This is a genomic window from Curtobacterium sp. 1310, assembly GCF_017834105.1.
GTDB lineage: Bacteria > Actinomycetota > Actinomycetes > Actinomycetales > Microbacteriaceae > Curtobacterium.
In genome coordinates this window covers 584,545-596,820 of the sequence record NZ_JAFICY010000002.1, presented here as the reverse complement: position 1 = coordinate 596,820, position 12,276 = coordinate 584,545, and the positions used below count along the sequence as shown (strand labels likewise).

Sequence of the window (12,276 nt, the reverse complement as noted above, 5' to 3'; positions counted from 1 at the left end):
CGTGCGCGCGGGCGGCGCGGGCGGGCTTGCTCGCGTCAGCGCGGAGCGGTCGTGCGGCGGGCGACGAGCCGGGGCTCGACCAGGGTCTCCTGCGCCGGAGCGGTCGGGTCGGCGATCCGGGCGAGCAGGCGCTCCCCGGCGCCGCGGCCGATCTCCACGCTGCGGTCGTCGATGCTCGTGAGGCCGACGTAGGACGACGCCGCGAGCGGGGTGTCGTCGTAGCCCATCACCGACACGTCCTCGGGGACGCGCAAGCCCCGTGCGGCGAGCCCCGACATCGCACCGAGCGCCATGACGTCGTTCGCGGCGAACACCGCGGTGACGTCGGGGTGGGCGTCGAGCAGGTGCCCGACGGCCTCGGCGCCGGCCTCCTCGGTGGGTTCCACGGGCATGACGTGCGTGGCGAGCGAGGTGGGCGACGTGGCGGAGGTGATCCGTGCCTCCAGGCCGGTGAGCCGCTCCGCGGACGCAGCCGAGCGCCCGCCGACGAAGCCGATGCGCGTGTGGCCGAGCGCGAGCAGGTGCTCGGCGGCCATCCGGCCACCGGCGCGGTCGTCGTTCGCGACGGTGTCGGCGCGGGGGAGCGCCGCACGACCGCCGGCGACGACGACGGGCATGCTCGCCGGGATCGCGAGGTCGGTGTCGGGCTCGCCGGCGATGACGATGCCCTCGACGCGCATGGACAGGAAGCCCTCGACGGGTGAGGCGTCGAGCCCGGTGTTGAGGAAGCGGTCGGCGACGACGAGGCGGTGCCCCTGGTCCTGCAGCGCCTCGCGCAGGCCGGTGAGCAGGTCGACGAACCACTGGTTGCGGAAGTCGTCGAGGACGACGCCGATCGTGCGGCTGCGGGTGCCGGCGAGGGACACGGCCGCGGTGCTCGGGCGGTAGTCGAGTTCCTGGATGGCCCGCAGGACGGCCTCGCGGCGCTGGTCGCTGACCTTCGGGGAGCGCTGGAGCACGAGCGAGACGAGGGACTTCGAGACCCCTGCGCGGGCGGCGACGTCGTAGATGGTCGCCGGTTTGCCGTCTGCGGTGGCGGACCTGCCGTCTCCCATGATCTCCCTCGACCCGTCGTGGTGTCCCTCGATCGTAGCGGCCCCGACTCGAGCGGTTGTCAGGACATGGTGCGCCGACCGGGGTGGGTGGGGTGCGATGGGATGGGTGTAGCGGGCGCGGGGCGTCCGGCGTGCTCGCGGGGCGGAGGTGGCGCGGAGGCGGCGTGTGGTGCTGGGTGCTCGCGCACCACCGGAAGCACGTCGCGCCACGGAACCGCGTGGCGCGACGTGCTTCTCGTTGTGCTGACGGCCGAGCCGCCCTGAGCGCCGAGCGCCGCCCGCGCCGCCCCGAGCGCCGCGCCCGCGCCGCCCGCGCCGCCGCGCTCCGCGCCGCGCCCGCGCCGCCCGCGCTACCCGATCAGGCTCGGCCGCAGGTCGCGCAGCGTCCGCGAGCGGGTCTGCCGCGCCGTGACGACGTACGACACGAGCAGCGCGCCGAGCAACCAGCACGCGAGCACCCCCGCGTCCGACCACACCGCCGCGAACGACCCGCCGTACATCGTCTGCCGGATCGCGTCGACGGAGTAGGTCATCGGGAGCGCGAAGTGCAGCGCCGCCAACGGCCCCGGCAGCGTCTGCCACGGGAAGGTCCCGCCGGCGGTCACGAGCTGCACGAGCATGAGCACCAGGCCGAGGAACTGCCCGACCGAGCCGAGCAGCACGTTGAGCGCCATGATGATCGCCGCGAAGGTCGCCGAGGCGAGCACCATCACGGCCACCGTCGACCCGGCGTGCACCACGTCGAGGTCGAGCGCGAACCGCACGATCAGGAACAGCGCCGCCATCTGCACGACCCCGAGGAGCGCCGGGGTGAGCCAGCCGCCGAGCACCACGCGCAGCGGCTTCTGCACGGCGGTGATCGCCCGCTTGGAGATCGGCTTGAGGATGAGGAACAGCGCGTACATGCCGATCCAGGCGGCGAGCGAGATGAAGAACGGTGCGAGGCCGGCGCCGTAGTTCGACGCGGCGGCGACGTTGTCGTCGCCGACCTTGACCGGGTCCGAGATCACGGACGCCTGCGACGAGCGCTGTGCGGCGGTCGACGCCGGGATCCTCGTGCGTCCCTGGTCGAGCTTCGCGGCGAGCTCCTTCGAGCCGTCCTCGAGCTGGTCGACACCCGATGAGAGCTGCGAGGCACCGGACGCGGCCGACGCGGCACCGTCCGCGAGCGAGGCCGCACCGGAGGACAGCGTCGGTGCCGCGGCGGCGAGCTTCGACGTGCCCGCGGCGACCTGCGACGAGCCCGATGCGAGCTGCGAGGCGCCACTCGACGCCGATGCGATGCCGTCCGCGAGCTGCGGCGATGCCGAGGCCAGCGCCGACGTGCCGGCCGCGACCTGGGCCGACCCGTCGCGGAGCTGGTCGACGGCCGACTTGGTCGACGCGTAGGTCTCCTTGGCCGAGGCGCCGGCGGTGTTCACGTCGCCGACCGCCTTCGTGATCGCCTCCTGCTGCGAGGGGGTCAGCGTGACGCCCTCGGGCAGGTTCGCGGTGATCTGCGCGAGCACCGTGGCGGCGTCCACCGGCTGCACCGCGTCGACGTCGGCGCTGACCGAGTCGACCTTCTCGGCGAGCGCGGCGTTCCCCGCGGCGACCCGCTGCGCGCCGTCGTTCAGCTGCGCGGTCTGCGCGGGCAGCGACGCGGTCTGCTGCTGTGCGGACTGCAGCCCGGACGCCAGGGTCGAGGCCCCGGACGCGACCTGCTGTGCGCCGCTGTCGAGCTGGGCGGTCTGCGACGGCAGTGCGGCGGTGCCGGAGGCGAGCTGCGAGGCCCCGGCGGACAGCGCGGAGGTGCCGGACGCGAGCGAGGACGCGCCGTCCGCAGCCGTGGTCGCCCCCGATGCGAGCTGTCCCGCACCGTCGACGGCGTCGCCGAGGCTGTCCCGCACGTCGGCGAGTCCGACGAGCAGGGTCGTCGCCGCCTGCTTGCCGACCCGCTCGGCGACGGCCGTGCGCATGGTCTTGCCGGCCTGCTCCGCGATGGTCGAGGCGAGGTACGAGTTCGTGTCCGCGGTCGTCATGACGAGTTCGGCACGCTTCGGGTCGTCGCCCTGCGCCGACGCCAGGGCCTCGGAGAAGTCGTGCGGGATCGTCACGACGAAGTCGTACTTGCCGTTCCGCACGCCGGAGCGCGCGTCGGCCGCGGTCGTCTCGGTCCACTTGAAGTCGGCGCCGTCGATCGCCTCCTTCGTGACGTCCTCGCCGTAGTCGACCCGGTCGCCGTCGAGCGTCGCGCCGGCGTCCTGGTCGACGATCGCGGCCGGGATCTGGTCGAGCTTGGCGTACGGGTCGCGGTTCGCCCAGAGGTACGCGCCGCCGTAGAGCAGCGGCACCACCATGAGGGCGACGAACGCGAGCCGGGCGAGCGGCGTTGCGGTGAGGCGCGCCAGTTCGGCGCGGATGAGCGAGGGGATGGTCACGCGGGTGCCTCCGTCGGGACGGTTGCGGGAGTTTCGGGGTCGGAGGGGCCGGACGGGAGGCCCTGGTCGCCCCCGTCGGTCGAGGTCGCGTCGTCGGGACCCTCGGTGCGGATCGTGTCGAGCAGCTGCTCGACGGTGGCTGCGGCGGCCTTCGACGTCACGAGGACGACGGTGACGCCGCGCCGGGCGACGTCGCGCACGACCGCGAACCAGTCGGCCACGGCGCCGCCGTGCCGCTCGGGCGAGGTGAGCACGATGCCCGTGACCCCGTCCCGCAGCAGCGCGAGCTCGACGAGCAGCCGCACCCGCACGTCGGTCGGGACCCGCTGCACGTGCGTGTCGGCGTGGTCCCGCACGCCGAGCTCGTCGAGCACGGTGTCGACGTGGTCGCGCGAGGGGCGCTGCCCGGCGAACGCGAGTTCCTCGCGCACGACCTTCCGGAGCGTCATGACGGGGAACGGTTCGGCGACGCCCGGGGTGTCCACGAGCGCGAAGGCCGCGCGCACCGCTGCGGCGTCCTCGTGTCCGTCGAGCAGCACCCGCCCGGACTCGGGACGCATCCGCCCGCCGGCGATCAGGGACGCGAGCACCGGCGCCTGCTCGGTCTCGACGGCGACGACACCGGGGCGACCGGGAGCGGCGACGGCGGACACGACGGGCAGCGCGGCGCCGGGCTCGTCGCCGATGCCGACGTGGTCGAGTTCGAGCGTCATGCGCGGGTCTCCTGCTCGGTACGGGGTGCGGGTGCGGCGGGTTCGGACAGCAGCGCGGTGCGCCAGTCGATGCCGGCGGTGCCGAGCGCCGACAGCACGACCGTGCGGCGACCGGCTTCGTCGCTCGTGCCGGACCGGGTGGCCTCGTCGAGGACGGCGATGCAGGCGGCCTCGACCAGGCGGGCGAGCGTGTCCGCGTCGACGTCGTCGCGCATCGAGCCCTCGTCGATGCCGAGCGCGCAGGCCGTGCGGACCTGTGCCCGCAGCGGCGCGAACACCTCGGCCACGGACTCGGCGAACGGGCTGCGCAGGGCGACGCGGGCCATGGAGCGCACGTGCGAGACCTCGGCCCAGAGCGTCACGGCGATCGCCGCGAGCCGTGCGGCGGGCGGGAGGTCGGCGAGCTCGGACGACGACGGCATCGCGCCGGCGATCCGTGCGGCGCCGCCGGTCACGACCTCGCGCACGAGGTCGTCGCGGGAGGGGAAGTGTCCGTAGACCGCACGGCGCGACAGGCCCGCGGCGGACGCGATGGTCTCGAGCGAGGCATCGGGGTCCTGCTGCAGGACGCTCCGTGCGGCCTCGATCAGGGCGGCCCGGTTCGCCGTCGCATCCCGTCGGGGCGCGCGTCCGGGCTGGTCGGTGGTGGTCACGAGCACCATCGTAATAACGTGCACACTGCTGTGCAAGTTACGAGGTGCTGTACCCCCGAACGAGGGCCAGTCCTCCAAAGTGCGGACTGTTCCGCCTGTGAACGAACGCATAACTTCACAGGAATCCCCACCACGGACAGAGCCGAGGAGTGCGCCCTGTGACACGTGCAACACCGAACCGTGCAGTACCCGAGCAACCACCCACCACGGAGCGCACCACGCGGTCACGCGTCGCACGCATCCTGACCGCCGGCATCGCCGCCGTCGCCCTGTCGTGCGGCGGTCTCGCCGTGGGCGGCGCAGCGAACGCCGCGCCGAGCGGTCTCTCCGCCGCCGACCTCAAGCTCGCGGCGCCCCTGCGCGACGCCAAGCCCCAGAAGACGGTCGCGGCGTTCGTCCGCACGACCGGCCAGGGGGCCCTCGAGGTCGACGCGAAGGCGAAGGGCGGCGACCTGACGAAGTCGAAGACGCCGTCGTCCGCCGCGAAGGAGCGCGTGCAGGCGATCACGTCGACCGTCGACGCCGTCCGCGCCGCCGTCAAGCGGTCCGACGCAGAGGCGACGGAGCTGTACTCGACCGAGTACACCGTCCCCGGTGTCGCCGTCGTCGCCGACGTCGACGCCCTGCGCGACATCGCCAGCCGTTCGGACGTCGAGAGCATCATCCCGCTCACGCCGAAGAAGATCGTCGACCCGACCCCGGGTGACGCGTCGAAGGCCCCGAGCGGCGTCGACCCCGACCTGGTGCAGCCGGGCGCGGACGGCGTCAGCCCGAAGAACGCCGCGAGCGACGTCTACACGCGCTCGCTCGATGCGTGGCAGCAGACCGGCCGCACCGGCAAGGGCGTCAACGTCGCCGTCCTCGACACCGGTCTCGACTACACCCAGGCCGACTTCGGCGGCCCCGGCACGACGGCCGCGTACGAGCAGGCCCTCGCGAGCACGAGCGCGCCGGACCCGAGCTGGTTCGACGCGAAGAAGTACCTCGGTGGCTACGACTTCGCCGGCCCCACCTACAACGCCGACTCCTCGAGCGCGGGCTACGACCCGACCCCGAAGCCGGACGCGAACCCGATCGACGGCAAGGGCGGCGACCACGGCACGCACGTGTCCGGCACCGCCGCGGGCTACGGCCTGACCGCGGACAAGAAGACGTTCCGCGGCGACTACACGAAGCTGACGAACCAGTCCGTCCAGGACATGTGGATCGGCCCGGGCACCGCGCCGGACGCCGGCCTCTACGCCCTCAAGGTGTTCGGTGACGGCGGCGGCTCGACCGACCTGACCGGTGCCGCGCTCGACTGGGTCGGCCAGGCCCTGACCGAGGGCAAGGACATCAACGTCCTCAACCTGTCGCTCGGTTCCGACTACGGCGCACCGGACGACCCCGACAACGCGAAGATCGACGCGCTCACCGCCCGCGGTGTCCTGCCCGTCATCGCCTCGGGCAACGCCGACGACTTCACCGACATCGGTGGCTCGCCGGGCAACGCCGAGGGCGCCCTCACCGTCGCCGCGAGCGCCACCGGGCAGTCGCTGTTCGACGGTGTCAAGGCCACCGCGCCGTCCGACGTCGCCGGCACCTACCGAGCGCAGTACTCGCAGAACTACCAGGGCACGCTGCCGGTGGAGGGCGACGTCGTCGTCCCGACCACGAACATCGACGGCTGCGCAGCGTTCAGCGCCGACGAGGCCGCGGAGATCAAGGGCAAGGTCGTCTGGCTGAAGTGGACCGACGGGGCGCTCGAGTGCGGCTCCGGTGTGCGCTTCACCAACGTGCAGGCAGCCGGCGGTGTCGGCGTCCTGCTGGCCGGGACGGTGACCAGCTTCGACTCGGGCATCGCGGGGAACGCGACCATCCCGGGTGCCGAGCTGACCTCGGACAGCGCTGCGAGCCTCCAGGCCGCCGCGACGGCCGGAACCCTGCACGTGCAGTTCGCCCAGGAGCTCAAGGGCTTCCAGCTGGCGACCGACCAGGCGAACGTGAACACGCTCGCCCCGTTCACCAGCCGTGGCGTGCACGGCTCGTTCGACGACATCGTCAAGCCGGACGTCGCCGGCCCCGGGGTCAACGTGATCTCCGCGGCCAACGGCACCGGTGACGGCCGCATGTCGATGAGCGGCACCTCGATGGCGACCCCGCACGTGGCCGGCATCGTCGCGCTGACGTTCCAGTCGCACCCGTCGTGGACGGCCCCGCAGGTCAAGGCCGCCGTGATGAACACCGCGACGCACGACGTTCGTCAGGGTGACCGGAACGCCACGCTGCTGCGCCAGGGCACCGGCCGCGTCGACGCGCTGCAGGCGGTCACCGCGGGCACCACGGTGCGCAGCATCGAGAACGACCAGCTCGTCACCGCCTCGTACGGTGTCGTCGAGGTCAGCGGGAAGACCACCGAGTCCCGCACCCTGCAGATCCAGAACACCGACGGCCGTCCGCACACGTACGACGTGGCGTACCAGGCCCAGGTGGACCAGCCGGGTGTCGCGTTCTCGCTGAGCACGAAGCGGGTCACCGCTCCGGCGCACGGCACCGCGACCGTCAAGCTGACGTACACGATCGCCGACCCGACGCAGCTGCGTCGCGTCATCGACCCCACGCAGGAGTCGGTGCAGTCCGGCTACCAGCGTGAGTTCGTCGCCGCCGAGTCCGGTGTCGTGTCCTTCACGCCGACGGACGCGAAGCTGAACCCGATGCGCCTCGGTGCGTACGTCGCGCCGAAGCCGGTCAGTGCCGTGCACGGCAAGGACATCGCGTTCTCGGGCTCGACCACGACCGCGGAGCTCGCGCTCACCGGCCGCTCGGTCGACCAGGGCGACGCCGTGACCGGGTACCACTCGTCCGTCGCACCGTTCGTCCTGGGCGGGACCGACCCGCAGGAGCCGCTGCCCGCCGGTTCGGCGAAGCAGTCGCTCCAGGCCGCCGACATCCGGGCCTACGGCGCGAACTACGACGAGGCATCCGACACGCTCGCCTTCGGCGTCCAGACCGCGGGTGCCGACGCGAACCCCGGCGCGGTGACCAACGTCGAGGTCCTCATCGACACGGACCGCGACGGTGAGCCGGACTACCTGGTCTACGACGCCAAGTCGGCCACGGTCGACGCGACGCTCGCCACCACGGTGGACCTCGCGACGGGCAAGACGGTCGACGCGCAGCCGCTCAACGGCGGCACCGCGGGACAGGACGTCAACACGTTCGACAGCGCCGTCAAGGTGCTGACGGTGTCGGCGTCGACCATCGGTGCGACCGGTCCGTTCGACTACTCGGTCCTGACCGAGTCGGCGTACGCCCCGGCCCTCGCCACCAGCGGCTCCAACGTCGTGGACGAGACCGACCCGGCGACGTACGACCCGTCGGCACCGGCGCTCACCTTCGCGCAGGGCACCACCACCGGTGTGCTCTACGCGGACAAGGGCGCGCTGCAGGTCACGCGACAGGCCGACGCCACGAACGCCCGGGTCCTGCTGCTCCACCTCGGCAACGCGGTGGGCGACCAGGCCGACGTGCTCCAGGCGGCGCAGACCGCGCCGACGCTCACCCTCCGCGAGGGCAGCGCCGTCACGATCTCCGGCACCCCGAAGGTCGGCAAGACGCTCAAGGCGAAGCCCGGCTCGTGGGACGGCAAGAAGGTCTCGTACTCGTACCAGTGGCTCCGTGACGGCGTCGCGGTGCAGGGTGCGACGGACCAGCGCTACACGCTCGGCACGACGGACGCGGGGCACCGCTTCTCCGTCGAGGTGACGGCGAAGGCGAAGGGTTACCAGGACGGCTCGGCGACCTCCGCCGAGACCGCGAAGGTGGCACCCCGCAAGTAGCGATCGACACGAACGCCCCGTCACCGGTCCGGTGGCGGGGCGTTCGCCGTTCCCGGTCTCCGAGCGGAGTGGTCCCGAGTGCGGCAATGGGACATGTAGTTAGGCAAACTAGGCAATCGATGGGAGAGTGAGGTCATGCGATCCCACACCTCCCTGATGCAGCTCCGGGCGAACCCGATGGAGTGGCGCCGCCGTGGGCTGACCCCGCCCGACGCGCTCCAGGCCATGGTCGAGGAGCGGCTCGCGCAGCCCGGTCACGCCCAGCCGGTGGGCGACCCGTCGTACCAGGACTTCTTCCGCGCCTGATCGCGGAACGCCACCACCACGACGGACGGGAGGCGCGGTGCCAGCTGGCACCGCGCCTCCCGTTCGTTCCGTGGTGCGGTCTACTTGCCGATCTTGTCGTCCGCAGCGTGCTCCGCCTTGTCGATGTGGTCGCCGTGGCCACCGCCGGTGGCCTTGTCGGCCGCGTCCGCGGCCTTGCCGAGACCGGCGTCGGTCGTCCTCGTCCACCGTCTCGTCCACAGGGATGTGGCGTGGAGGTGTCCACTCGATAGACTCGGGTGGACCATCGGCCCATGCCCGCCGGTGCGGTCCTCCGCCAACGTGAGGAGAACCTCCATGCCCGCAGCAGTCATCATCGGTGCCCAGTGGGGTGACGAGGGCAAGGGGAAGGCAACCGACCTCCTCGGGTCCCGCATCGACTACGTCGTCAAGTTCAACGGCGGCAACAACGCCGGCCACACCGTCGTCGTCGGCGGCGAGAAGTACGCGCTGCACCTGCTGCCGTCCGGCATCCTGACGCCCGGCGTCACCCCGATCATCGGCAACGGTGTCGTCGTCGACCTCGAGGTCCTGTTCCAGGAGCTCGACGCGCTCCGCGCCCGCGGGGTGGACGTCTCGAAGCTCCTGGTGTCCGCGAACGCGCACGTCATCACGCACTACCACCGCACCGTCGACAAGGTGACCGAGCGGTTCCTCGGCAAGCGCCAGATCGGCACGACCGGTCGCGGCATCGGCCCGACCTACGCCGACAAGATCAACCGCGTCGGCATCCGCATCCAGGACATCTTCGACGAGAACATCCTGCGGCAGAAGGTCGAGGCGGCCCTCGACCAGAAGAACCACCTGCTGGTCAAGGTCTTCAACCGTCGCGCGATCGACGCGGACGAGGTCGTGGAGTCGCTGCTGTCCTTCGCCGAGCGCCTGCGCCCGATGGTCGCCGACACCGCGCTCGAGATCCACCGCGCGCTCGAGCGGGGCGACACCGTGCTGTTCGAGGCCGGCCAGGCCACCATGCTCGACGTCGACCACGGCACCTACCCGTTCGTGACCTCGTCGTCGGCGACCGCCGGCGGCGCCGCGACCGGTTCGGGCATCGGCCCGGGCAAGCTCGAGCGCATCATCGGCATCGTCAAGGCGTACACGACCCGCGTCGGCGCCGGCCCGTTCCCGACCGAGCTGTTCGACGAGTCGGGGGAGTTCCTCCGCGCCAACGGCTTCGAGTTCGGCACCACGACCGGCCGTCCGCGTCGCTGCGGCTGGTACGACGCCCCGATCGCCCGGTACACGGCGCGCATCAACGGCGTGACCGACTTCGTGCTGACGAAGCTCGACGTGCTGACGGGCCTCGAGACCATCCCGGTCTGCGTGGCGTACGAGGTCGACGGTGAGCGCGTGGACGAGGTCCCCGTGAACCAGTCGGACTTCCACCACGCGAAGCCGATCTACGAGGAGTTCCCCGGCTGGACCGAGGACATCACCGGTGCCCGGTCGTTCGAGGACCTGCCGAAGACCGCGCAGGACTACGTGCTCGCGGTCGAGGCGATGTCCGGGGCGCGGATCTCGGCGATCGGCGTCGGCCCCGGCCGTGACGCGATCGTGGTCCGCCACGACCTGCTCGGGACCGGCGAGGCTGCCGCGTGACGATGCGGATCCTGTTCGTCTGCAGCGGCAACATCTGCCGCTCGCCCCTCGGCGCCCAGGTGCTCGAGGCCCGGCTCGGCCCGGACGCCCCGGCGTTCACGGTCGAGTCGGCCGGCACCATCGCCGACGACGGCGCCCTGATGGACGAGACGGCTGCCGCGCAGTCGTCGCGTCTGGGTGGGGAGCCCTCCACGCACCGTTCGCGCTACCTGACGGAGCAGATCGCGGCGTCGGCCGACCTCGTGCTCACCGCCGAGCGCTCGCACCGCGCAGCCGTCGTGTCGCTCGCACCGCGGGCAGCGAAGCGGGCGTTCACCATCAAGCAGTTCGCCCGGGTGCTCGACGGGCTCGAGCCCGGCGACCTGGCCGGCATCGAGACCGCGCAGGACCTGGTCGACCGGGTCGCTCGACTGCGGGGGACCGTGCCGCCGCCCGCCGACCCGGCGGACGACGACGTGGACGACCCCTACCGTCGGTCCGAGGACACCCACGTGCGGGTCGCCGACGAGATCGACGCGGCGCTCACTCCCATCGCGGACGCCCTGCGCGCGCTGCGCTGACGCCCCTCCGCTCCGGGAACGACGAAGCCCCCGCCTCGGTGGCGGGGGCTTCGTCGTGTCTGCTCACGCCTCCGGCAGGCGGTACGTCCCGACCGTGATCGTGTGCGCGCCCTGGCCGGCCAGCTGTCGCACGACCGAGTCGGTGCGCGCCCGGTTCGGCACGGCGTGCTTGCGTGCCAGGTCGGTGACGAGTCCGCGGAGCTCGTTGTCGTTCGTCACGACGGCGGTCGTCGCGGAACGACCCGTCGGCGTCGTGCTCGTGCTGCGGTCCTCGGGGTTGACGTACGCGGCTGCGTCGCCGGAGTAGAACACGCACGAGTCGACCCACTGCGGCCCGTTGCCGTCCTCGTCGGCCAGGAACCGCTGCAGCCGGCGGGCCTGCTGCCGGACCTGCCGGGTCGGGGCGTTCCCGCCGGACTGCACCCGGACCTGCCACCAGTGCTCGACGTCGTCCGCGTGGTCGAGGACGCGACGGCTGCGGACCTGGATCGCGAACGACCCGGTCAGCGACGACTCGTCGAGCAGGTTGCGGAACGCGTGGTGCACGGCGCTCGGCTTGCGGCCGTCGAACACGATGCCGTTCCACCGCTTGTTCTCGATGACCAGCACGTGGCCGGACTCGAACACGAGCACGTGGTCGAGCTGCGCGGCGTAGCTGCGGTCGCGGTCCCGCTCGCCCTGGGCCACCGGCACGAACACCACGTTGGTCAGCAGGGCGCCGTTGATCCCGGCGGCCTTGCAGACCTCGAGGATCGTGCGCTGCGATGCCTCCTCCCAGCGCATGCCGGTGCGGGCGAGGGCGCGACCGGCCTCGGCCTCGGCGAGGGCCTGCTGGCGGGAGGCCTCGGCGCCGGCGAGCTGCCGCGCGTGCTCCGCGTCGGCGGCTGCGGTCTGCTCGCGGTGTTCCCGCTCGAGGGTGCCGGTGCGGTGGTCCAGCCGGACCTCGGCGTCGGACAGGGCGGCACGGTTGGAGGACTGGGTCCGCCGCAGGACGATCACCAGGACGACCACGACGATCGCGAGCCCCCCGGCGACCACCCACGGCACGAGGTCGCTGGTCATGGGTTCACCTCACCACGGCTCGACGCGAGTCGGTCGCCGCACCCCGGCGCGTCCCGAGGTCCGGTGGGC

10 protein-coding genes are annotated in these 12,276 nt (G+C 72.5%); 4 read left to right on the top strand and 6 right to left on the bottom strand.

Annotation, left to right across the window (positions count from 1 at the left end; translation table 11 throughout):
- Positions 1-35 precede the first annotated feature (35 nt).
- From JOD95_RS06860 to JOD95_RS06845, 4 genes are all read right to left on the bottom strand, one after another.
- Positions 36-1,055: a LacI family DNA-binding transcriptional regulator gene (locus JOD95_RS06860; RefSeq protein WP_209684088.1), complete on the bottom strand. Its 1,020-nt coding sequence runs from the start codon at positions 1,053-1,055 to the stop codon at positions 36-38.
- A gap of 350 nt (positions 1,056-1,405) precedes the next feature.
- Positions 1,406-3,475, bottom strand: coding sequence for a YhgE/Pip domain-containing protein (locus JOD95_RS06855; RefSeq protein WP_209684086.1), 2,070 nt, complete (start codon positions 3,473-3,475; stop codon positions 1,406-1,408).
- Positions 3,472-4,188, bottom strand: a complete 717-nt coding sequence (locus JOD95_RS06850) for a hypothetical protein (RefSeq protein WP_209684084.1) — start codon at positions 4,186-4,188, stop codon at positions 3,472-3,474. Before JOD95_RS06850 ends, JOD95_RS06855 begins: the two co-directional genes overlap by 4 nt.
- A complete protein-coding gene (locus JOD95_RS06845) occupies positions 4,185-4,841 on the bottom strand; it encodes a TetR/AcrR family transcriptional regulator (RefSeq protein ID WP_066657692.1) in 657 nt (218 codons plus the stop codon). Before JOD95_RS06845 ends, JOD95_RS06850 begins: the two co-directional genes overlap by 4 nt.
- 158 nt (positions 4,842-4,999) lie before the next feature.
- On the opposite strand from JOD95_RS06845, the gene JOD95_RS06840 reads away from it, so the two are divergent.
- Together JOD95_RS06840 and JOD95_RS06835 are read left to right on the top strand one after the other, a co-directional pair.
- The gene (locus JOD95_RS06840; RefSeq protein ID WP_209684082.1) at positions 5,000-8,659 is read left to right on the top strand and encodes a S8 family serine peptidase; all 3,660 of its coding nucleotides are present in this window, start codon (positions 5,000-5,002) and stop codon (positions 8,657-8,659) included.
- 135 nt (positions 8,660-8,794) lie between these two features.
- On the top strand, positions 8,795-8,965 hold the full coding sequence (locus JOD95_RS06835) for a hypothetical protein (protein WP_153257418.1): 171 nt from the start codon (positions 8,795-8,797) through the stop codon (positions 8,963-8,965).
- An 80-nt stretch (positions 8,966-9,045) separates the two neighbouring features.
- Here the strand turns inward: JOD95_RS06835 and JOD95_RS06830 are convergent, their stop codons facing one another.
- Positions 9,046-9,282 carry an Rv0909 family putative TA system antitoxin gene (locus JOD95_RS06830; RefSeq protein WP_245171608.1) on the bottom strand — a complete coding sequence of 79 codons (237 nt, stop codon included), beginning with the start codon at positions 9,280-9,282 and terminating at the stop codon, positions 9,046-9,048.
- Here JOD95_RS06830 and JOD95_RS06825 point away from each other — a divergent pair.
- The gene (locus JOD95_RS06825) at positions 9,281-10,585 is read left to right on the top strand and encodes an adenylosuccinate synthase (RefSeq protein WP_066652061.1); all 1,305 of its coding nucleotides are present in this window, start codon (positions 9,281-9,283) and stop codon (positions 10,583-10,585) included. The two genes, JOD95_RS06830 and JOD95_RS06825, sit on opposite strands and share 2 nt — an antisense overlap.
- A gap of 2 nt (positions 10,586-10,587) precedes the next feature.
- Positions 10,588-11,145, top strand: a complete 558-nt coding sequence (locus tag JOD95_RS06820) for a low molecular weight phosphatase family protein (protein ID WP_245171941.1) — start codon at positions 10,588-10,590, stop codon at positions 11,143-11,145.
- Between the two features lie 63 nt (positions 11,146-11,208).
- Here JOD95_RS06820 and JOD95_RS06815 read toward each other — a convergent pair whose 3' ends face one another.
- Positions 11,209-12,207: a nuclease-related domain-containing protein gene (locus tag JOD95_RS06815; protein WP_209684078.1), complete on the bottom strand. Its 999-nt coding sequence runs from the start codon at positions 12,205-12,207 to the stop codon at positions 11,209-11,211.
- Between the last annotated feature and the right edge of the window lie 69 nt (positions 12,208-12,276).